The following is a 21,631-nucleotide window of genomic DNA, read 5'->3' as shown; positions in this document are numbered from 1 at the left end:
GGTGCGAAGCCATGCGCAGATGGCCGAATCCACCCCTCCATGTGCCATTGCGCCTCAGACGCAAAAGGGCCGGCCGAAGCGCCAGGCGTGTTTGGCGGGCAGTCAGGCCCGCCCTTCGGTATCGGCCTGCGGCGGAGCGGGCAACGCGGGCCGCCGGCGCTGCCAGCGTTCCTGCAAGCCCACGACCAGCACGAAGAAGACCGGCACGAAAAGCACGGCCAGCACCGTGGCGGTGACGATGCCGCCGAACACCCCGGTGCCGATGGCGTGCTGGGTTTCCTGGCTGGCGCCGGTCGCCAGCATCAGCGGAACGACGCCCAGCGCGAACGCCAGCGAGGTCATCAGGATGGGCCGCAGCCGCAGCCGCGCCGCCGTCACGGCCGCATCGACCAGCCCGTGGCCCTGCTCGCGCAACTGCTTGGCGAACTCGACGATCAGGATGGCATTCTTCGCCGACAGCCCGATCACCGTGATCAGTCCCACCTTGAAGAACACGTCGTTGGGCAGCCCGCGCAGCAGCACCGCCGCCACAGCGCCGATCAGGCCCAGCGGCACCACCAGCATCACGGCCGCAGGAATCGACCAGCTTTCGTACAGCGCGGCCAGCACCAGGAACACCACCAGCATCGACAACGCCATCAGCAGCGGCGCCTGCGCGGCCGACTGGCGCTCCTGCAGGGATTGACCGGTCCAGGCGATGGCGAATCCGGGCGGCAGCTGCCGGGCCAGGCGCTCCATTTCCGCCATCGCAGCGCCGCTGGAGACACCCGGCGCGGCGCTACCCGACAGGCGCGCGGCAGGGTAGCCCTGGTAGCGGGCCAGTTGCAGCGGCGTTTCGGTCCACACCGGCGTCACCACCTCGCCCAGCCGTGCCATGCCACCGCCGGCGCTGGGCACGGGCAGTTTCAACACGTCGCCGAGCTGCATGCGCGCCTTGGCATCGGCTTGCACGATCACCTGCTGCATGCGCCCCCGGTTGGGAAAGTCGTTCACATACAGCGAGCCCAAGGCCGCCGAGAGGGTGTCACTGATCGCGGAAAACGGCACGCCCAGCGCCGCGGCCTTCTGGCGGTCGATGTCCAGGCGCACGCTCGCGCCCGGGGGCAATCCGTCGGCATACACGCTGGCCAGCAGCGGGCTTTCGGAGGCCAGCGCGATGAGCCGCGCTTCGGCCGCCTTGAGGGCCGCATGCCCCTGGTGGGAGCGGTCCAGCAGCCGCATCGTGAAGCCGGACGACGTGCCCAGCTCGTCGATGGCCGGCGGCATCAGGCTCATCACCGTGCCCTCCCTGGTGTGGGCCATGGCCTGCTGGGCGCGCGAGACCTCGTCCTGAGCGGTGGTTCCGTCCCGCTGGGGCCAGTCCTTGAGCATGGTGAACGCCAGTGCTGAATTGGGCCCCGAGCCGGAGAAGCCGAAGCCGATCACCGTCTGGTTGGTGGCAATGCCGGGCCGCGCGGCGACATGCGCCTCGTAGTCCTTGACCACGTCCAGCGTGCGCTCCATGGTGGCGTCGGCCGGCAACTGGAAGGAGGTCATGAAGTACCCCTGGTCCTCCTCTGGCAGGAAGGCCGAAGGCAGCCGCACGAACGCCCAGCCCAACAGGGCCACGATGGCCAGGAAGCCCACCATCACGCGGGCCGGCCGGCGCAGCAGCCCGCCGACCTGTCTGCCGTAGGCATCGGTCAGGCGGGCGAAACGCCGGTTGAAGCCGCCGAAGAAGCCGCGCTTTTCGTGGTGCCCGGCCTGCACAGGCTTGAGCAGCGTGGCGCACAGGGCAGGCGTCAGGCTCAGCGCAAGGAATGCGGAGATAAGGATGGAGGTCGCCATCGACAGCGCGAACTGCTGGTAGATGGCCCCCACGGAGCCGCTGGCGAACGCCATGGGAATGAACACGGCCGTCAGCACCAGGGTGATGCCCACCACGGCGCCCGTAATCTCTCGCATGGCCTTGGCGGTGGCCTCCCGGGGGCCGAGGCCCTCGGCCGCCATCAGCCGCTCCACGTTCTCCACCACCACGATAGCGTCGTCCACGATGATGCCGATGGCCAGCACCATGCCGAACATCGTCAGCACGTTGATGGAAAAGCCCGCCACCTGCATGACCGCGAAGGTGCCCAGCAAGGCGATGGGTGCCACGATGGCCGGAATGAGCGTGTAGCGGACGTCCTGCAGGAACACGAACATCACGATGAACACCAGCGCCATGGCCTCCAGCAGCGTGTGCAGCACTTTCTCGATCGAGATCTTCACGAAGGGCGCCGTGTCGAAGGGCGTCGTGTAGCGCATGCCGGCCGGCAGCGCACGGCCCAGCTCCGCCAGGCGTTGGTGCACGGCTTCGGCAGTGCGCACGGCGTTGGCGCCCGGCGAAAGCTGCACCGCGGCCCCGGCCGACGCCCTGCCGTCGTCGCGGGTGGCGAAGCCGTACGACTGCGCCCCCAGCTCGACACGCGCCACATCGCCCAGGACCACCCTGGAGCCGTCGCGGTTCGAACGCAGCACCACGGCGGCGAACTGCTCGGGCGTGGACAACTGTCCCTGCACCGTCAGCGGAATGGTCACGCGCTGGCCGGGAAGGCTGGGTGAATCGCCCACGCGGCCGGGTGCGATCTGTGCGTTCTGCTGGGACAGCGCGGTGGACAGGTCGTTCATCGACAGCCCATATGAAATGAGCTTGTCCGGATCCACCCAGATGCGCATGGCCTGCTCCGCCCCGAAAAGCTGGACCCGGCCCACGCCTTCGATGCGGCGCAGCTCCTCCACGCCGCTGCGCGCGAGATAGTCGCTCAGCGCCAGCTCGCCATGGCGGCCGTCCTCGGACACGAGGCTCACGATCAGCAGAAAGCTGGACGTGGCCGATTCGACGGTCACGCCGTTCTGGCGCACCGTCTGGGGCAGGCGCGACTCGATCGCCTTGAGCCGGTTCTGCACATCGACCTGCGCCAGCTCCGGGTTCGTGCCCGGCTTGAAGGTGGCCGAGATCTGCGCCGAACCCGAGGTGTCCACCGACGACTCGAAATACAGCAGGTTCTTGACGCTGGAAAGCTCACGCTCGATCAGGCTGACGACCGAGTCGTTCATGGCCTGCGGTGTCGCACCCGGGTACGTGGCATACACGGTGACCGCGGGCGGCGCCACCGAGGGGTAGCGGGCGATCGGCAGTTGCGGCAGCGCGATCAGGCCCAGCAGGACGATGAACGCGGCCACCACCCAGGCGAACACCGGTCGCCGAATGAAAAATTGGGGCATCTGTGACTCCCTGCCCGCTCAATGCGCGCCGGCACGCAGGGCCGATGCCGACACCGACGGCTGCCAAGGCTTCGGTGCGACCTGCGCACCGGCGGTGAGTCGCTCGATGCCTTCGACCACCACGCGCTGGCCGGGCTCCAGCCCGCTTCGAACGCGGTAGTCCGGCCCGATGGCCTCTGCCAGCTGCACCTCGGCAGGCTGGGCGACATCGCCCTCTTGCACCCGCCATACCTGCGCCCTGCCCTCCACGCGCTGCACGGCCTGCTGGGGCACCAGCAAGGCATCGGCGTACTGGCTTTTCACGACTTCCGCCCGCACGAACATGCCCGGCAGCAATTGGCGCTCGGGGTTGTCCACCTGGATGCGCAGCAGCACGTCGCCCGTGCCCGGGTCCACCTGGAGGGCGGAAAACAGGATCCGGCCGTGCAGGGCATAGGGCTGCCCGTCGGTCCGCAGGATGCGGACGGGCAGGCGCGCGCCACCGGCCCGCAATGCCTCCAGTGCCGACGCCGACTGGCGCACATCCACATAGACCTTGTCGATCTGCTGGATGCGGGCCATGGGCGTGGCGTCGGTCGCCCCCACCAGCGCGCCTTCGGTGACGAGCGCCTGGTCGATGCGGCCCGCAATGGGCGCATCGATCCGGGCGAACCGCAGGTCCAGGCGACGGCGCGCCAGCACTGCCTCGGCCTGGGCAACCTCTGCGGCGGCCTGGTCGCGCTGCGAGGCGGCGTCGTCGTAATCCTGGCGGCTGACCGCGCCCTCGCGCATCAGCGGCTCCAGCCGGGCCGTCTGGGCCTGCGCACGCCGCCATGCGGCCTGGGTGCGCTGCAAGGCGGCCGCGGCCATGTCCGCATCGGCCTGGAACGGGGCCGGATTGATCTGAAAGAGCGGCTGGCCGGCCGCGATATCCGCGCCTTGCTCGAAAAGCCGGCGCTGGACGATGCCACCCACCTGCGCACGGATCTCCGCCGAGCGGACGGCCGCCACGCGGCCGGCAAGCGCCTCGCGCACGGTGACCGCCTCGGGCTTCAAGGCCAGCACCGTGACCTGTACAGGCTCTGCCGTCGCCCTCTTCTCGGCCGGCTTGCACGCCACCAACCCGGCGGCCAGCGCGCAACCCATTCCCAGGGCGCCCCATCCTCGCATCGTCATCTTTCGGTCCTTCACTTGCATTCATGGCAGACGCGGCAGCGCCAGCAGGGACGCGATTCTGGACAAGCCGAGTCCGTTTTTTCTGGACGAAACATGGAACCAAAATGGAGAGAAAAAACACCGGGCGAAGCCGGCACAATCCGGGCCATGACCGACACCCACCCGTCACCCGCCGATCCCGCGAGCGCAGGCGCACTCGTCCTGGTGGCGGAAGACGAAACGGAAATCGCCGAGATCCTGTGCGCCTACCTGCGTCGCAGCGGCTTGCGGGTCGTGCATGCCATGAACGGCCGCAGCGCGCTGGACCTGCACCTGTCGCTCAAGCCGGATCTGGTGCTGCTGGACGTGCAGATGCCGCGGGTGAGCGGCTGGCAGATCCTGTCGGAGCTGCGCCACCGGGGCGACACGCCCGTGATCATGCTCACCGCCATGGACCAGGACATCGACAAGCTCATGGGCCTGCGCCTGGGAGCGGACGATTACGTCGTCAAGCCGTTCAACCCGGCGGAGGTGGTGGCGCGTGTACAGGCCGTGCTGCGCCGCACGGCCCACCAGGACGGACGCCGGGCCCAGAAGATCCTGCGGGTGGGCACGTTCCAGATCGATCCGGAGACCCTGGAGGCCAGCGTGCTGGTGGACGGCCAGCGGCAGTCCCTGGACCTGACGCTGACCGAATTCAATCTGTTGGCGCACATGGCGCGTGCACCCAAGCGAGTGTTCAGCCGCGCGGAACTGCTCGCGGCCTGCCTGCCGGAAAGCGATGCGCTGGAGCGCACGGTGGACAGCCACATCAGCAAACTGCGAAAGAAGCTGGAGCTGATCTCGCTGGAAGGCGTGCCGGCAAGCGTGCGGGGCGTCGGCTATCGGCTGGGGATCGCGGCATGACCGCGGCATACGGCCTGCGCCGCCAACTGGTCGTCTCCCTGGCGGTGATGGCGATCGGCATCGCCCTGCTGTTCCTGCTGGGCTCCTACGCGCTCTTCGCCCTGTTGATGGCGTTCTCGCCTTCCAGCATTTCGGATGACCTCACGCCCTCGCCCATCGAAGCGATGTGGATGCTCTGCACCGTGCTCGTCGCCCTCGTGCTGGCGGTGGTCACCGCGGTCAAGCTCTCGCGCCGCATCGTGGTGCCGCTGAACTCGGTGGCCGAGAGCCTGCGCCGGATTGCCGAAGGCGACCTGTCGGCCCGGGCGACCACCGACGACCACTCGCTGGGCGAAACGGCGCAACTGGTGCGGGACTTCAACAGCATGGCGGAAAGGCTGCAGCACATGGCGCAGCAGCGGGCCTTCTGGAACGCCGCCATCGCCCATGAACTGCGTACCCCGGTGACGATCCTTCGCGGCCGCCTTCAGGGCATGACGGAAGGGGTGTTCGAGCCCACGCCGACGCAGTTTCAGGGCTTGCTGAAAAACGTCGAGGGCCTGGGCCGGCTGATCGAAGACCTGCGACTGCTCGGCCTCAAGGACAGCGGCCACCTGGAACTGCACCTGGAGCTGGCCGATCTGGCGGCCGAGGTCGGCGCGGTGGCACAGGCCTTCGAGCCGCAGTTGCGCGCGGCCGGCTTCGCGCTGACCCTGGATCTGAACCCCCAGGAGGTGCTGTGCGACCCGGTGCGAATCCGCCAGGCGCTGTTGGCCTTGCTGGAGAATGCGCTGCGCCATGCCACGCCCGGGGCCATGCGCATCCGCCACTGGGTGGAGGGCGAGATGTGCCATTTGTGCGTGGAAGACAGCGGCCCCGGCCTGAATGCCGACGACGCAGCCCGCCTGTTCGATGCCTTCCAGCGCGGAGAGGCATCGCGCGGCCCATCTTCCGGCAGCGGCCTCGGGCTGGCCGTGGTGCAGGCCATCGCCCAGGCCCATGAGGGGCAGGCAAGCTGGGCGCCCTCTCGCCTGGGCGGATCGGCCTTTGCATTGCAGTGGCCTGTTTGACACCCGGACCGGCCTGCACGCCCCGCCCCGGAAATACCAGGCGCCCCGATGCATTTCCCATTCACGCCGCCGATCATCCCGACGAATTCGACTTGTTCGCCCCTGCGGCGCTTCGGTGGGCATCGCCACCGGCGCCATCGCTTCAATGCCCTCGCGGCCCCACACAGGAAACCTGCCCATGCCATGGAAAAACACGCCCACCCGATTTGGCGCGATCGCCAAGTTCTTTCACTGGACAAGCGCCGCGGCCTTCATCGCCGCCTACGCAGTGGTCTATTACGTGATTTGGTTCATGGATGACACCCTGCCCGAATCCTGGCCTGTGCTGAACGTTCACTGGGCCCTGGGCTTGCTGGTCGGCACGCTGGTGTTGCCGCGCCTGCTGTGGCGGCTGTCGACCGTGCAGCCCGATCACCCGCCCGGCTCGCCGCTGGAACACCGGTTGGCCCAATGGGCGCACTGGGGCCTTTACGGGTTGCTGATCGCCATGCCGCTCACCGGCTACATCGGCACCGACGCACCCACCGACTTCGGCCTTTTCAGCGTGCCCAGTTTTCGCGAGACAGCCATGTTCGAGTGGCTGAGCCGTGCCTTGGGCGTGGACTGGGACGCATTCGAGCCACCGGTCGACGCGGTGCACCATTTCCTGGGCCAAGGGGTCGCCTGGATCGTGGTGGTGCTGCATGTCGCCGCGGCGCTGTTTCACCACCACGTCCGGCGCGACGACGTGCTCAAGCGCATGCTGCCTTGAGAGAGGCGCGCGCCCGCCTCAAAGCTGGTGCGTCACCAGCTTGAAATCCGGATCGTCCGGGTACGCCTTCACCTCGAAGCCCAGGCGCCGCATCAGCTTGAGCATGCTGGGGTTGTTGGCCAGCACCAGCCCGTCGACCTCCGACAGGCCGCGGTCGCGGGCCACGTCCATGATGCTGAGCATCAGGCGCGATCCCAGGCCGCGGCCGTTGAAGTCGTCGGCCACCACCAGCGCGAACTCGCAGCTGGACTGGTCGGGGTTGGTCACGTAGCGCGACACGCCCACGATGCGTTCGGTGCCGATGATCTCGCCGTCCTCGCCCGCGCTGCGTTCGCGGTACACCGCCACCAGCGCCATCTCGCGGTCGTAGTCGATGAGCGTGAAGCGCGCCAGCATCGAGGCCGGCAGCTCGGCGATCTGCGAGATGAAGCGAAAGTACCGGCTCTCGGGCGACAGCTCCTTGACCAGCTTCTGCAGCATCTGCGCATCGTCGGGCCGCACCGGGCGCACCAGGTATTCGCCACCACCGCGCAGGGGCCACACCTGCTCGTAGCGCGCCGGGTACGGCAGGATGGACAGGTGGCTGTAATGCTCGCTGCGCCCGCCCATGGACTGCGCGGCGTGGCCGACCACGATGCGGGCGTCCACGGCGACGGCGCCCTGCTCGTCCACGATCAGCGGGTTGATGTCCATCTCGCGCAATTGCGGCAGCGCGCACACCATTTCGGACACGCGCAGCAGCACCTGCTCCAGCGCCTCGCGGTTGGCCGCGCTGGCGCCTCGCCACTCGCCCAGCGTTTCGGCCACGCGCGAGCGCTCGATGAGCCGGCGCGCCAGGAACTGGTTGAGTGGCGGCAGTTCCATGGCGCGGTCGTCGATCAACTCGATCATCGTGCCGCCCGCGCCGAAGGTGATCACCGGGCCGAACGGGTCGTCCGTCACCAGGCCGATGCAGATCTCGCGCCCGCGCCGGGCGCGCGCCATCTTCTGCACCGTCACGCCCTGGATGCGCGCGCCCGGCTGCAGGCGGGCCACTCGCTGCACCATGTCGGTATAGGCATCGCGCGCCGCCGCCCCGGTGTGGATGTCGAGCGCCACGCCGCCCACGTCGGACTTGTGGCTCACATCGGGCGAATCGATCTTGAGCGCCACCGGAAAGCCCAACTGCGTGGCGATCATCATCGCCTCGTGCGCGCTGCGCGCCAGCAGCGTCTTGGTGACCGGCACGTTGAACGCAGCCAGCAGCGTCTTGGACTCCATCTCGGTCAGCACATGCCGGCGCTCGGCCAGCACGCTTTCGATCATCAGCCGCGCGCCCTCGATGTCGGGCTTGGCCAGCGAGGTGAGCGGCGGCGGCGTCTGCTGCAGCAACTGCTGGTTCTGGTAGAACGAAGCGATGTTGCCGAAGGCCCCCACGGCCGCCTCGGGCGTGCGGAAGCTGGGAATGGCGGCCGCGCGCAGCACCTCGCGCGCCGGGCCCACCGAGGCATCACCCATCCAGCACGCCAGTAGCGGCTTGCCCATCAGGCGCTTGGTCTCGGCCAGCGCGGTGGCGACCGCTGCGGCATCGGTGCCCGGCTTGGGCGAATAGATGGCCAGCACGCCGTCGATCTGGCGGTCCTTCTCGGCCGCCTCGACCGCGCGCCGAAAATGCTCCGGTCCCGCCTCTTCCGACACGTCGATCAGATCGGCCAGGGACGCCAGCGGCGGCAGCTGCGGGGCCAGCGCCTCGGCCGAGGCCGGGGACAGGCGGCCCAGCTGCAGCAGGATCTCGTTCACCCAGTCGGCCGCCAGCACGCCCGGCCCGCCGCCATTGGTGACGATGGCCAGCCGCCGGCCCACCGGCCGGTAGCGCGAGGCCAGGCACTTGGCGGCGGAGAACAGCTCCACGAACGACCGCACCCGCACCGCGCCCGCGCGGCGCAGGGCCGCGTCGAACACGTCGTCGCTGCCCACGATGGCGCCGCTGTGCGTGTGCGCCGCCTCGTTGCCCGCCGGCTTGCGCCCGGCCTTGAGCACCACCACCGGCTTGGCGTTGGCCGCCGAGCGCAGCGCACTCATGAAGCGGCGCGCGCTGGAGATGCCTTCCATGTACACCACGATGCTCTGCGTGCGCGCGTCGTTGGCCAGAAAGTCCAGCACCTGGGCGATGTCCACGTCGGTGTTCGGTCCCAGCGATACCACCGTGGAAAAGCCCACCGCGTTCTTGGTGCCCCAATCGAGGATGGACGCGGTGAGCGCCCCCGACTGGCACACCAGCGCCAGCGACCCCTCCCGCGCCAGCGGCCCGGCCGCGCTGGCATTGAGCTGCAGGTGCGGGCGCTGCAGGCCCAGCGAGTTGGGGCCCAGCAGGTGCATGCCCTCGCGCCGGGCGATGTGCTTGAGCCGCGCCGCCTGGTCCGCGTCCATGCCGTGCGACATCACCAGCGCGGCGCGGCAGCCGATGCGCCCGGCCACCTCCAGCGCCGCCACCACATCCTCGGGCGGCAGCGCGATCAGGGCCAGGTCCGCCCGCGTCTGCGCCAGATCGGCCAGCGTGCCGCTGGTGTGGATGTCCAGGAACTGCAGCGTCCCGGTGAAGCGCTGTGCCCGCAGCGCGGTGTGCAGTGCGCGGGCGCACGGCGTGAGCGACTCGGGCGCATCGGCCCGGCCGGCCAGCACCACGATGGAGCTGGGGGCGAAGAGCGGGGTGAGGTAGTGTTTTTCGATCATGGCAGGCAGGCAGCGGGCAAGCAGACAGGCAGGCAATCCATCGCATCGGTCGGCCAGGACGGACGAATGGGCCCCAGTGGCTGGCATTTTGCGGCATCGCGGCCACCGTGGGCGCCCCGGCGCCGGGCGATGTGCGCCGCCAGGCACGCTCCGTGGCTGCTGGGAGACTTCAGACGGCCGTTACAGGTCCTCGGTGCGGTCCAGCCAGTCCGAGATGATCGCGTGCACCAGCCACAGCGTCTGGAAGAGCATGGCCCCCGCGAACGCGGCGATGGCCACGCAGGCCAGAAAGCAGGCAAAAACGTCCACCAGGCCCAGCGTGACCTGCGCCGCCGCCCCGATGAGCGCCGAGACGATGGACGCAAAAATCAGGTTGCTCACATTGCGCACCTGCGCATAGCGCCGGATGCGCGGGTCGATCTTTTTCAGCTGCGCGAACAGCTCGCGGTAGCCCAGCGTGTCGAACACCGTCTCCTTGAACTTGACCACGATGAAGATCTTGAGCGACAGCAAGAAGCTGCCCGTGGTGAGCAGGCCCGTGAACAGGCTGGCCCGGATCTTCTCGCCATAGAACTGCATGGCCCCATCGGCGTCGGGCACCCCATAGACCACACCGGCCACCACGGCGGCCGAGAACAGCAGCGCCTGGAGCACATACCGCCTCATCGCATCGGCATCTCGAAAATGTGGCGGTGCTCGCGGCACTGCCGCAGCAGTTCCTCGACCACCCAGGCGGTGGAAAAGCGTGTCACGTCCAGCTGGTCGAGCCTGGAAGCCAGCTGGTCGTAGTCGTATTCGCCGAAATTTTCCGGGTTGTCCAAGATGGAAATCACTTTCTCGACGCCATGGGCATCCACCCCTTCGATGCGGCCGCGCTGGGGGCGCTCCGCCCTCACGCACGCCTGGATGGCCGCCGCCAGCATTTTGCCGGGCGTGCCCGCCACGAAGGTGATCTTGCTCGCGCGGTTCTTGATGTAGGCCGTGTGGGCCTTGAACTGCGCCTGCGGCACCTCGGGCGTGGCGACCACGTATTCGAAACTCTTCACCTTCTCCAGTTCTTCGATCATGGACTGCAGCGCCTCTTGTCGCACCAGCACTTCCCAGGAGAAGCGGGCATTGTGCTCGCGTCGGATTTTGACGCGCCGCGCCTCGGTCAACTCACTGCCACCAGCCGCCGCGATTTTCTCGGCGATCGCCAGCTCCTTGTACTGCTTGAAATGGGTGCCGGCCAGGTGGCAGAAGGTGCTCACGCTGCAGGAGTGGTGGTAGTACTGGTACATGCCCGCCCCCGTGCGCTTGTGCAGCACGAAGAAGTTGAAATCCATCAGGCTGGCGTCGCGGCGCACCTGCGCCACGCGCACCAGGATGTTGGTGGGCGCCCGGACGAGTTCGCAATAGGTCTTGTGGTCCTTGACGGTGATGACCACGCCCACGTGGTAGTCGGTGTCCGCCGAATCGTTCAGGAAGAACAGGCGCTGCCCATCCGCGGGCGCGCTGGGATCGTAGCCCCGGGCGGAAAGGGCCTGCGCGAAGGTCTCCAGCGACAGGGGGCCTTGCGGTTTAAGGACAAACCGGAATCCCATGAATTTGACTCGCATTGCTTTGCCTCCTGAAAGGGTTGCCTGGCCAGCGTGCGTACCTCCTTGGAAAAAGGTGTGAGGCGGCAGGCGATGGATGCGAAGCCAAGGGGTGGGACAGTTGGCTTCGCGGTGGAGTGGAAAACGTGCTTCGGCCCGTGCATGGCCTGGGTTGGCCGAGATACGGTGGGGTGTCTCACTACGAGTTGGCTTCATGCGCCGCCCAGATCGTCAGCACTCCAGGAAGGATGGGTGAGAACTTGAAAGACTGTACTTAAAAACAGTGTTTCGGACAACCTGAAAATCCCCGAGCACCAGTGGAGGAATGAATCAGCGCGCATCTCGGATGAGGTTCTGGGCCTCGCCTAGTTCGCTGCCGCTGGAAAGCAGATGCAGATCAGCAGGTGCAGAGGCAAGTGGCGCGTCGGTGAGCTACCAAGCGTTTCTCGCCAATTCAACTTCCGGAATTAGGCTCTGTGAACTTCCGCTTTGGGCCCTGAGCCGACTTTGCGTCAGCCAACCTGAGTGACCGCTTTGCAGCGGGTGCGGTCTCACGCTGGGTTTGTGCAATCAACCGGAAACTGCCGCCAACCGGCCTGTCGCTTGCAAGGTCGGTCTGGTTTGGCAAGTCAGCGGCTAGTGCCCTCCCCCTAGGGCTTGCCAGCCATCGTTTCGCTACGAGTGCGTGGCTCCTATCGTCCGGCGACACTGAAATTGTTGGCTTCGCAAGATTGCCAGAGAATGCCGAGATATTCCCAAATGATTTCCTCTGAATGAGCCGATTGATCCCTGTTCCTGTTTCAACGGTCGTTTCACTCACTGCCGAGCGTGCTGTGGAACTGATGACTGGAATATTGAAGGCGGAGTCAAACTACGCCAAGCTCAATCCGGCAGTCGTCACGATTTCTAGCCGGCTGACCGTCGCGGACGGTGGAATCGATGCCGAAATCGATGTGCCTCCTGATACTCAAATTCCAGCAGATTGTTTCTTTGCTGCCGGTTTGACAGGTATTCAGTTGAAGTCCGGTACATCGTTCAGGCCTTGGGCCAACGGTTCCATCCGTGGCGAATTGGTTAACAGCAAAGGGACGCTGTTTCCGGAGGTGGCGCGTCTGATCGAGAGAAGGGGGCGCTATGTCGTTGTCTGCACGGGACACGATCTCACACCCCAACAACGGAATGACGCCTGCGAACAAATTGTCAGAGTGCTGGAATCATTAGGTGTCGCGGACTATTGCAACCTTGTTGACGTGTTGGGTGCAAGCCAACTCTCCAACTTTGCAGAGCGCTACCCTGGCATCGCGGCACAGTTGACCTACGACTCTATTCAAGAGGCTTGGGTGCTCGACGAATGGGATCGCGATGCCCACATGGCCAGTTCATTCAAGCCCGCGCCAGCTCAAACTGAGCTGATCAACCTAATTCGAGCAGGCATCGAAGGCGATGCCAAGCATATTCGGGTGCTAGGGGAGCCTGGCTTGGGCAAGACGCGCATGGTCCTGGAGGCGTTGAGGGCACCGCATATTGCCCCCTCAGTGCTCTACTTGTGTCATGGCTCCAAGTTCGGTCAGACGGCGTTGTTTAGGCAACTGCTTCGGGCCGGCTGGACGAAGCCTCTGGTGCTAGTGCTCGATGACCTATCCGAATCGGAGATGTCCGACGTCTGGCGGCATCTGAAGACCCGCTGTGGCGCGATGAAACTTGTCACTCTCGATCATGGGCGTGATGAAAGTCATGACGACGAAATACTCCGCCTGCATGCCCCCCGTCTTCCAGACGAAACCATCAGGAGTATCCTGGAAGACCGGGTCGGAGAGTCCCAAGGCCTTGATCGTTGGGTCACCATCTGCGAGGGCTCGCCACGAGTAGCGTATGCCGTTGCAGAGAATCTTCATGCAAATCCTACTGATTTGCTGCGACCGCCGGCGACGGTTCCGTTGTGGTCCCGGTTCTTGCACGGATATGGCACCCAGGAGGGTGCGGCGTCACGGCAAGTTGACTGTGTGGCTCACTACCTCGCCTTGTTCAGTCGGTTCGGATTTGAAGATCCTGTATCAGATGAGGCTACCTATGTCGCGCAGTTGATTCACAAGGTTGATCCAACAATCGGCTGGGCACGCTTTCAAGAGATTGTCCAGAGCCTTAGGGCTCGACGCGTCCTGCAAGGCAGCAGGACGCTATTTTTTGTACCCAAGGCGCTTCACATCTTCCTTTGGAAGCAGTTCTGGACGCGCTATGGGCGTGGGTTCGACTTTGTCGCCACCTTCGAATCCATGCCTCCATCGCTCCATGCGTGGTTTTTGAACAAATTCAGATTCGCCGACGGCAAAGATACAGAATTCGTTGTCGAGGAGATTCTCAAGCCAGACGGCGTCTTTTCCACTCGCGACATGCTGACCTCGTCGACCGGGTCGCGATTCCTGTCGATCCTCGCTGAGGCCAATCCCTCTGCAGTCTTACGCCTGCTTGAGACCACAATTGGCAACTGGCCCGACGCGGATCTTGCGGAGTTCGAGTCAGACCGCCAGAACATCGTCTGGGCACTTGAGAAGATTGCTGTTTGGCCACTGCTTACCGTGCGGGCCTTAAGCCTGCTGGCGCGGCTTGCTATCAATGAGAATGCCGACTTTTCCAATAACTCGACTGGCACACTGGTGAGCCTGTTTCGCATTGGTCCCGAAGCTGCTGCGACCGAGGCGAGCCCGGAACAAAGGCTACCTGCCTTGCTTGCGCTCCTGAGAGGACGCACCGATGCTGAACGTCTGCTGGGTTTGAAGATATTGGAATCAGTCTTGGGCTCGCGCGGCACGGGCTTTCGAATTGTGGGGCCGGAATATCAGGGGCTCCGAGAGCGAGCCAAGCTTTGGATTCCAGCAACTCACGGTGACAGGTGGCAGGCACACCTTTTGTACTTCCAAACCCTGATCAACGAGACTTCGAGTTGGCCTGCAGTCCTCCGACGGCAAGTCTGCTCGGCGCTGCTCAAAGCGGTCAAACACCAGATCCGCACTCCGCCATGCACTGAGCTTGCGCTCCAAGTACTGGAGCAGCTAGCCTCCGAAAGCGCAATGACCCCGAGTGAGCTGAACAAGTTCTTTTGGCATTGGATGGGAGATCGAGAGGATGAACAGCACGGTAAGGTGGGGGTTCGAATCAGGCGCCTCGCCCGCCGGTACACACGCCGGGATCTGAGCAGTCGGTTCCAGAGATACGTCCTTGACGTGGATTGGCTTGAGTGGGAAGAAGAGTATCGCGATCGGCGCGATAGGCCGGCTTCCCATGCGAAAGCGTTGGTTGCAGCGCTAGCGCGGCGAGTTGCCGCGAACCCGCATCGCTTAATTGAGCTTTCTCACCTTCTGACCCCATCGAGTCATGGACCGGCGCTTTGGCATTTTGGGGAGCAACTAGCTGCCAGCGACGTGGATCACGCTCTGCTTCCTTTGCTCACAGGCATCGCTCGAAGTTCCGGTCACGGCACCTGTCTGCACGGCTACTTGACTGGCGTCAAAGCACAGTCCTTCAAGCAGTTTGAGTTGTTGCTTCTGGAAATGCTGAACAGCCGCGACACGGCTAGCGTGGGCGCGGAGATGACTCTGCGATCTGATTACAGCGAAACCGCATTCAACCGCTGTCTCGATGCACTTGAGATGAAATGGATCGAGCCTATTCCGTTTGGGGCGTTGCAGTTCGGCATGGCGTTGGATTCAGTGCCGACAGAACAAGTGGAGCGCCTATTCTGTTTGATTCGGCAGCGAAAGACCCCGGAAGCTCTGCAGCTGTTGATCGGGTTGATGAGCTCCATTTCGTCGGATCGACCCATGCCCTGCGGCCCAGACTTCGCCTTCGATGTAGCGCGACATGCGATTCCCTTTTTACAACACCCAAAACAATCCTTAGGGTTCAATTGGAAGCGCGTTTGCTCAAGGTTGGTCAAGTCCAATGGTGAGTTTGCAGCGCCCTTGCTCGATGCGATCCTTACTTCCACGGGCGAGGATTACCGGCTGAGCTATGACGATGACATCGAAGCGCTAAGCTATGAGTTGGTCAATATCGACAATGAAGGCGCTTGGCAGGTCACTGCAAAGCACTTCGAGGCTACGTTGCCGAAATGGAGGAGTGACGTGCGCAACTGGCTGAAGGGTGGCATCCGTTCGTTTGGGGACAGAGTGCAGCGCGGCCCCATTGTGGGCTTGCCGGAGAGCAGCATTTTGGGTTGGATCGAGTCTGATCCCGACGGCCGAGCTGCTCTGATCGCACATGCGGCGATTCCCACGCTTGATGACGAAGGCGGCGGCAGACTGACTCGGCAATTGTTGACACGGTATGGGCACATCGATGGCGTACGTTCCGGGATAAGCGCCTCATTTCACTCCGGGTCATGGGTAGGCCCGACGAGCCAACATCTAAAGCACCATAGAGACATCCTGCGGCGCTGGCTTGCAGCGGGATTCGATTTCCAGGTCGCGCAATGGATAGAAACCGAGATCGAACTACTCGACCGGGAGATTCAAAGAGAAGAAATCAACGAAGAGCGTGATCGCTTCGAGTGATATATGCGGTCCATCGTTGCAAGCCCTGGCCAGCATTCAACGTCACGTTTCGCGGAGAGCAGTCTCTCGGCCCTTAGATCTGACAGACCGCTCCCAGCCTGAAGCATTCGTCGAATTTCGCTTCCCGAATGGCCGCTTATGGCCGATAGCCGACTTTCGCAGCCTCCAAATTGATCGGTAGAAATCACGTTAATAACCAGTCATTAGGGATCCACAGCGCCCGACGGACTTGATGGCCTGAAGTCCCCCGAGCCCCCCACCTGCACCCGCAACATCTGCGCCACAGCCAGCGCCGTCGCCAACGCCGCCCCCCGGTGCGCGCTGGTAAACGCCACCGCCCTGCCCTGCGCCTCCTCCAGCCTCGGCGCATCCCCCACCAGCGCCTCCGCCACACCCACAGCCTCGGCCATGTCCTTCACCCGCAGCGCCGCCCCCGCTTCGCAAGCCAACCGTGCCGCCTCGGCAAAGTTGAACGTGTGCGGCCCCGTCACCACCGGGCAGCCGCAGGCCGCCGCTTCGATCAGGTTCTGCCCTCCCAGCGGCGCATAGCTGCCGCCCAGCAGGGCCGCGTGCGAGAGGCCGTAGTACAGCGCCATCTCACCCAGCGAGTCGCCCAGCCACACGTCGGCGGTGCCGGGTGCGGCGCCCCAGGTGCTGCGGGGCGACACGGTCAGGCCGGCGGCCTCGATCAGCTCCCGCACCTGGGCGAAGCGCTGGGGGTGGCGTGGCACCACCAGCCACTGCACGGGCAGGGCTGCTGCCGATGCTTCTGCGACGGATGCTCCCGAATTGATAGCATAATGCCCTAGTGCTATTTGCACTGGAGGCCGTTTTGACTGCAAGGCCTCCAGCCACATCGCTTCCTCGCCCTCGCGGCTGCTGGCCAATAGGACCACGCGGCGGCCGGTGGCGTCGCGCCATTCGCGGCCTTGCGCCAGTTGGGCGGCGTCGGGCACCACGTCGAACTTGAGGTTACCGAACACGCCCTGCACGCGGGCGCCGGCCGCGCGCAGGCGCTCGGCGTCGGCCTCGGTCTGGGCCCAGGCGGCGGCCAGGCCCGCGTAGGCGGGGCGGGACAGCCATGACAGGCGGCGTGCGCCGGCGAGCGATTTTGCGTTGAGGCGGGCGTTGGCCAGCACCACGGGAATGCCGCGCTGGCGGCAGCCGGCCAGCAGGTTGGGCCAGATCTCGGTTTCCATGAGGATGCCGATCTCGGGGCGAAACTGCTGCAGAAAGCGCCGCACCGCGCCGGGCGTGTCCCACGGCTGCCAGACCTGCACGTCGCCGGGTTGCAGCAGTTTTTCGCCTTCGGCGCGGCCGGTGGCGGTGCCATGGGTGAGCAGCAGGCGCATGCCGGGCAGCAACTGGCGCAGCTCGGCCAGCAGGATGGCGGCGGCCCGGGTCTCGCCCAGCGAGACGGCATGCACCCAGACGAAGGGATTGCCCAGGCCGGTGGTGCTGATGGGGGCCAGGCTGTCCATCGCCTGCGGGTAGTGGCCGAAGCGTTCTTCCACGGACACACCGTAGCCGGGTTCGATGGCGGCGCGGCGGCGCAGCTTGGCGCGCAGCAGCGGCTGGGCCAGCCAGGTGATGGCCGAGTACAGGGCGCGGGCGGGGGTCACTGCCCTGCCACGCCCGCGGTGCCGGGCCGGCCGGGCTCTGTGTCGACCACGCGGCCACGCCACCCGTCGCCGTCGCCGTCGCCGTTGCCGTCGCCATCGCGCTCCGCGATGACCAGGCAGGTGCCCGTGCCCGGGGCGGCCACCACGCAGGCGCCGCCCGGCGCCCAGAAGGCGCTGCGGCCCGCGCAGGCGTAGCCGCCGGTGGGCCCGCCGTGGTTGGCCAGCAGCACGGCCATGCCCCACTCGGCCGCGTAGCCCTGCAGCTGCGCGGTCTCGCGCAAATAGGCGCCTTCGGAGATCACCGAGCCGCAGGCGTACAGGGCCGCGCCGCCCCCGCGTGCGGCGCGGGCGTGTTCGGGGTGCGTGGTGTCGGCGCACACGGCCAGCGCGGTGGGTTGGCCGGCCAGGGGGCGCACATGGAAATCCTCGGTGCCCGGGCTGGCGAAGGTGTTTTCGCCGGGGTGCAGGTGGCGCTTGCGGTACAGGGCGGCGCGGCCATCGGGCTCGAACACCCAGGCGCCGATGGCCGGCAGGCCGCCCGGCACGGCGGGGGCCACGGGCGCGCCGACCACCACGGCCATGCCATGGGCGCGGGCGGCCTCGCGCAGAGGCGCCAGCACGGCGTCGTCCGCGCCGAGCACATGGCGGGCCGCCAGGTCGGGCTCATAGCCCGTGAGCGACAGCTCGGGAAAGACGAGCAGTTGCACGCCTTCCTGGGCGGCGGCCTGCACCATGGCCAGGTGCGCCTGCACGTTGGCCGGCATATCGCCGGGCAGGGAGATCGACTGCGCCGCTGCCACGGTGTACAGCGGTGGGAACACGGGGGGATTCAAGGGGCGGGTGGTCCGTGAAGCGGGCTGTGAATGGCAGGCGGCTGGTGGCGAAAGATCAGTGGGCCGCGGCACCCACGTGCGCGTCGGGCTTGACCCGGTGCAGCAGCGCGAGCATGGCCGCTTCGATGCGCGCCAGCGCCTCGGGCGTGTGGCCTTCGAAGCGCAGCACCAGCACGGGCGTGGTGTTGCTGGCGCGGATCAGGCCGAAGCCGTCCGGCCAGTCCACCCGCAGGCCGTCGATGGTGTTGATCTCGGCCGGGGCGGCGAAGGTTTCGGCGGCCAGGGCCTGCAGTTCGGCGGTCAGGCGGTGCGGCTCGCCTTCGGCGCACGACACGTTCAGCTCGGGCGTGGAATGGCTGGTGGGCAGGCCGTTGAGCACGGCGCCGGGGTCGCTTTCGCGGCTCAAAATTTCGAGCAGGCGGCAGCCGGCATAGGTGCCGTCGTCGAAGCCGAACCAGCGTTCCTTGAAGAAGATGTGCCCGCTCATCTCGCCGCCCAGGGGCGAGTCGAGTTCCTTCATGCGCGCCTTGATGAGCGAGTGGCCGGTCTTGTACATGACGGGTTGGCCGCCCGCCTCGGTGATGGCGGGCGCCAGGCGCTGGGTGCACTTCACGTCGAAGAGGATGTGGCCGCCGGGCACGCGCGAGAGCACGTCGCGGGCGAACAGCATCATCTGGCGGTCGGGGAAGATGTTCTGGCCGTCCTTGGTGACGATGCCCAGCCGGTCGCCGTCGCCGTCGAAGGCCAGGCCCAGTTCGGCGTCGCTCGACTGCAGCGTGGCGATCAGGTCGCGCAGGTTCTCGGGCTTGCTGGGGTCGGGATGGTGGTTGGGGAAATTGCCGTCCACCTCGGAAAACAGCTCGATCACCTCGCAGCCCAGCGCGCGGAAGATGCCGGGGGCCGATGCGCCGGCAATGCCGTTGCCGCTGTCCACCACGATCTTCATGGGGCGGGCGAGCTTGACGTCGGAGGTGATGCGCTGCACATAGGCGGGCAGCACGTCGGCCTGGCGCACGCTGCCGCCTTGGGCCAGCGTCCAGCTTTCTTCTTCCATGGTGCGGCGCAGGGCCTGGATCTCTTCGCCGTAGATGGCGCGGCCGGCCAGCACCATCTTGAAGCCGTTGTAGTCCTTGGGGTTGTGGCTGCCGGTGACCTGGATGCCGCTCTGGCACAGGGTGTGGGCGGCAAAGTAGAGCATGGGGGTGGTGGCGGGGCCGATGTCGATGACCTCGATGCCGGCGTCCACCAGCCCGGCGATCAGCGCGGCGGCCAGCGAGGGGCCGGACAGGCGGCCGTCGCGCCCCACGGCCACCACCGTCTGCCCCTCGGCCCGCGCGGCGGTGCCGAAGGCGCGCCCCAGGCCCCGGGCCACTTCGCCGTTCAGGGTGCTCGGCACGATGCCGCGGATGTCGTAGGCCTTGAAGATGGCGGGCGTGGGCTGCACAGGGGGTTCCTTCGCGGTTCGGGAGAAATCGCGGGGCGCGGCGGGCGCATGGTGCGCTGCGGCGCCCCTTCTCGTTGGACGGGGTCGCGGCATTGTAGGCGCGGGGTCGGGCGCCGCCGGGGCTGCGGCGCGTAGGCCGGCGCCGCATCTTCGGCCGCGCCGGACGCGTCCCCGGCGCGTCAGGCACATGTCCGGAAACGGCCAGCGCTGCCCTATCGCCGGCCTATGATGGCCCTCCAATGACTGCCTCCCGCACCTCCCTGGCCACCGATGCCGACGATGCCCGCTACCGGGCGATGACGGCGCGGGATGCGCGTTTCGACGGCCGGTTCTTCACCGGCGTGACCTCCACCGGCATCTACTGCCGGCCGGTGTGCGCGGTGCGCACGCCGCGGCGCGAGAACTGCCGCTTCTTCGCGCTGGCCGCCCAGGCCGAGAGCGCGGGTTTTCGGCCCTGCCTGCGCTGCCGGCCCGAGCTGGCGCCGCGCGCGCTGGCCTGGTCGGTGCAGGACGCGCCCGACATCCTGGTGCGCGAGGCGCTGCGCCTGCTGGAGGGCGAAGGCGCTTGGGAGGCCGCCGCCACCGGCCCGTCTCCCCTGCAGCGCCTGGCCGCCCGGCTGGGCGTGAGCGACCGGCACCTGCGCCGCATCTTCGAGACGGCCCTGGGCGTGTCGCCCCTGCAATACCTGCAGACGCGCCGCCTGCTGGCCGCCAAGCAGTTGCTGACCGACACCGACCTGCCCGTCACGCAGGTGGCGCTGGCCAGCGGCTTCGGCAGCGTGCGGCGCTTCAATGCGGCGTTTGCCGGGCACTACGGGCTCAATCCCACGCAGTTGCGCAAGACCGGCGCGGGCACGGCGGCGGGTGGCGCCAGCAGCACGGTGCGCCTGGCCTACCGGCCGCCGCTGGACGTGCCGGCCCTGCTGGCGTTTTTCGCCAAGCGGCAGATCCATGCGGTGGAGTCGGTGTCCACCGAGGGCGAGCAGGCCCTGCGCCGCACGGTGCGGCTGGTGGCGGGCGGGCAGGTGCATGCCGGCTGGCTGAGCGCCCGGTTCGACCCCGACCGCCCCCAGGTACTGCTGCAGACCAGCGACAACCTGCACCCGGTGCTGCCGCTGGTGATCGCGCGGGTGCGCGCCCTGCTCGACCTGGACGCCGACCCGCAGGCCATCAACGCCGTGCTGCACGGTGCCTTCCCCGAGGGCGACGGGCTGCGCGTGCCCGGCGCGTTCGACGGGTTCGAGCTGGCGGTGCGCGCCGTGCTGGGCCAGCAGATCACGGTGGCCGCGGCCCGCACGCTGGCGCAGCGGCTGATGGAGCGCTTCGGCGAGCCCATCGACACGCCCTGGCCGGCGCTGACGCGGCTGTTCCCTTCGCCGGCGGTGCTGGCCGGCGCGGCGGGCGATGCGCTGGGGCAGTTGGGCATCGTGCGCCAGCGGCAGGCCGCCATCGTGGCGCTGGCGCAGGCGGTGGACAGCGGGCGCCTGGCGCTGCACGGCGCGGCCGATGTGGCAGCCACCACGGCGGCGCTGTGCGAGCTGCCGGGCATCGGCGACTGGACGGCGCAGTACATCGCCATGCGGGCGCTGCGCTGGCCCGATGCGTTTCCGGCGGGCGACGTGGCGCTGCACAAGGCGCTGGGCGTGCAGGGCGCACCGCGCGCGGCCCAGGCGGCCACGGCCGCGTCGCAAGCGTGGCGGCCGTGGCGCAGCTATGCGGTGATCCGGGCGTGGACGCTGGGGAGCACGCCCGCGGCCTCGGGGGCGCCCACCACGTAATCACTATTAAAACATAGCAATGTGCCGGC

General features: G+C 66.9%; 13 protein-coding genes. 5 read left to right on the top strand and 8 right to left on the bottom strand.

Annotated features, from left to right (window positions below):
* Positions 1 to 102: 102 nt before the first annotated feature.
* Both AVAK2825_RS19460 and AVAK2825_RS19455 read right to left on the bottom strand, forming a co-directional pair.
* A complete protein-coding gene (locus AVAK2825_RS19460; protein ID WP_284401954.1) occupies positions 103 to 3,246 on the bottom strand; it encodes a multidrug efflux RND transporter permease subunit in 3,144 nt (1,047 codons plus the stop codon).
* 18 nt (positions 3,247 to 3,264) lie between these two features.
* On the bottom strand, positions 3,265 to 4,401 hold the full coding sequence (locus tag AVAK2825_RS19455) for an efflux RND transporter periplasmic adaptor subunit (protein ID WP_502870568.1): 1,137 nt from the start codon (positions 4,399 to 4,401) through the stop codon (positions 3,265 to 3,267).
* Positions 4,402 to 4,548: 147 nt separating this feature from the next.
* On the opposite strand from AVAK2825_RS19455, the gene AVAK2825_RS19450 reads away from it, so the two are divergent.
* From AVAK2825_RS19450 to AVAK2825_RS19440, 3 genes are all read left to right on the top strand, one after another.
* Positions 4,549 to 5,286, top strand: coding sequence for a response regulator (locus tag AVAK2825_RS19450; protein WP_284401952.1), 738 nt, complete (start codon positions 4,549 to 4,551; stop codon positions 5,284 to 5,286).
* Positions 5,283 to 6,335, top strand: a complete 1,053-nt coding sequence (locus AVAK2825_RS19445; protein ID WP_284401950.1) for an ATP-binding protein — start codon at positions 5,283 to 5,285, stop codon at positions 6,333 to 6,335. Before AVAK2825_RS19450 ends, AVAK2825_RS19445 begins: the two co-directional genes overlap by 4 nt.
* Before the next feature lie 178 nt (positions 6,336 to 6,513).
* Positions 6,514 to 7,086: a cytochrome b gene (locus AVAK2825_RS19440; protein WP_284401948.1), complete on the top strand. Its 573-nt coding sequence runs from the start codon at positions 6,514 to 6,516 to the stop codon at positions 7,084 to 7,086.
* Positions 7,087 to 7,104: 18 nt separating this feature from the next.
* Here the strand turns inward: AVAK2825_RS19440 and AVAK2825_RS19435 are convergent, their stop codons facing one another.
* The 3 genes from AVAK2825_RS19435 to AVAK2825_RS19425 all read right to left on the bottom strand — a co-directional run bounded on the left by AVAK2825_RS19435 (position 7,105) and on the right by AVAK2825_RS19425 (position 11,396).
* Positions 7,105 to 9,798, bottom strand: a complete 2,694-nt coding sequence (locus tag AVAK2825_RS19435; RefSeq protein WP_284401945.1) for a bifunctional acetate--CoA ligase family protein/GNAT family N-acetyltransferase — start codon at positions 9,796 to 9,798, stop codon at positions 7,105 to 7,107.
* Positions 9,799 to 9,978: 180 nt separating this feature from the next.
* Positions 9,979 to 10,464 carry a hypothetical protein gene (locus AVAK2825_RS19430; protein WP_284401943.1) on the bottom strand — a complete coding sequence of 162 codons (486 nt, stop codon included), beginning with the start codon at positions 10,462 to 10,464 and terminating at the stop codon, positions 9,979 to 9,981.
* Complete coding sequence (locus tag AVAK2825_RS19425; RefSeq protein WP_284401941.1) at positions 10,461 to 11,396, bottom strand: hypothetical protein; 936 nt, start codon at positions 11,394 to 11,396, stop codon at positions 10,461 to 10,463. Before AVAK2825_RS19425 ends, AVAK2825_RS19430 begins: the two co-directional genes overlap by 4 nt.
* A 752-nt stretch (positions 11,397 to 12,148) precedes the next feature.
* Between AVAK2825_RS19425 and AVAK2825_RS19420 the strand changes: the two genes are divergently transcribed.
* A complete protein-coding gene (locus tag AVAK2825_RS19420) occupies positions 12,149 to 15,925 on the top strand; it encodes a hypothetical protein (RefSeq protein WP_284401939.1) in 3,777 nt (1,258 codons plus the stop codon).
* 203 nt (positions 15,926 to 16,128) lie between these two features.
* On the opposite strand, the gene AVAK2825_RS19415 is transcribed toward AVAK2825_RS19420, so the two are convergent.
* Genes AVAK2825_RS19415 through AVAK2825_RS19405 form a run of 3 tightly spaced genes read right to left on the bottom strand, consistent with a single transcriptional unit; the run spans position 16,129 to position 19,824 of the window.
* Positions 16,129 to 17,547, bottom strand: a complete 1,419-nt coding sequence (locus tag AVAK2825_RS19415) for a 3-deoxy-D-manno-octulosonic acid transferase (RefSeq protein ID WP_284401937.1) — start codon at positions 17,545 to 17,547, stop codon at positions 16,129 to 16,131.
* On the bottom strand, positions 17,544 to 18,380 hold the full coding sequence (locus AVAK2825_RS19410; RefSeq protein WP_284401935.1) for a carbon-nitrogen hydrolase family protein: 837 nt from the start codon (positions 18,378 to 18,380) through the stop codon (positions 17,544 to 17,546). The genes AVAK2825_RS19415 and AVAK2825_RS19410 overlap by 4 nt, the downstream gene beginning before the upstream one ends.
* A 55-nt stretch (positions 18,381 to 18,435) precedes the next feature.
* Positions 18,436 to 19,824 (bottom strand): phosphomannomutase/phosphoglucomutase, encoded by a 1,389-nt coding sequence (locus tag AVAK2825_RS19405; protein ID WP_284401932.1) that lies wholly within the window; start codon positions 19,822 to 19,824, stop codon positions 18,436 to 18,438.
* A gap of 239 nt (positions 19,825 to 20,063) precedes the next feature.
* Between AVAK2825_RS19405 and AVAK2825_RS19400 the strand changes: the two genes are divergently transcribed.
* A complete protein-coding gene (locus AVAK2825_RS19400) occupies positions 20,064 to 21,602 on the top strand; it encodes a DNA-3-methyladenine glycosylase 2 family protein (protein ID WP_284401929.1) in 1,539 nt (512 codons plus the stop codon).
* Positions 21,603 to 21,631 lie beyond the last annotated feature (29 nt).

It is taken from the genome of Acidovorax sp. SUPP2825 (assembly GCF_030158995.1).
Lineage (GTDB): Bacteria > Pseudomonadota > Gammaproteobacteria > Burkholderiales > Burkholderiaceae_C > Paracidovorax.
Note: the sequence above shows the minus strand (reverse complement) of the source record. Positions and strands in the feature narration are given on the sequence as shown.

Excerpts from the sequence above, each read along its gene's own strand:
- AVAK2825_RS19460 (WP_284401954.1), bottom strand. The coding sequence starts at position 3,246 with ATGCCCCAATTTTTCATTCGGCGACCGGTGTTCGCCTGGGTGGTGGCC.
- AVAK2825_RS19455 (WP_502870568.1), bottom strand. The coding sequence starts at position 4,401 with ATGACGATGCGAGGATGGGGCGCCCTGGGAATGGGTTGCGCGCTGGCC.
- AVAK2825_RS19450 (WP_284401952.1), top strand. The coding sequence starts at position 4,549 with ATGACCGACACCCACCCGTCACCCGCCGATCCCGCGAGCGCAGGCGCA.
- AVAK2825_RS19445 (WP_284401950.1), top strand. The coding sequence starts at position 5,283 with ATGACCGCGGCATACGGCCTGCGCCGCCAACTGGTCGTCTCCCTGGCG.
- AVAK2825_RS19440 (WP_284401948.1), top strand. The coding sequence starts at position 6,514 with ATGCCATGGAAAAACACGCCCACCCGATTTGGCGCGATCGCCAAGTTC.
- AVAK2825_RS19435 (WP_284401945.1), bottom strand. The coding sequence starts at position 9,798 with ATGATCGAAAAACACTACCTCACCCCGCTCTTCGCCCCCAGCTCCATC.
- AVAK2825_RS19430 (WP_284401943.1), bottom strand. The coding sequence starts at position 10,464 with ATGAGGCGGTATGTGCTCCAGGCGCTGCTGTTCTCGGCCGCCGTGGTG.
- AVAK2825_RS19425 (WP_284401941.1), bottom strand. The coding sequence starts at position 11,396 with ATGCGAGTCAAATTCATGGGATTCCGGTTTGTCCTTAAACCGCAAGGC.
- AVAK2825_RS19420 (WP_284401939.1), top strand. The coding sequence starts at position 12,149 with ATGAGCCGATTGATCCCTGTTCCTGTTTCAACGGTCGTTTCACTCACT.
- AVAK2825_RS19400 (WP_284401929.1), top strand. The coding sequence starts at position 20,064 with ATGACTGCCTCCCGCACCTCCCTGGCCACCGATGCCGACGATGCCCGC.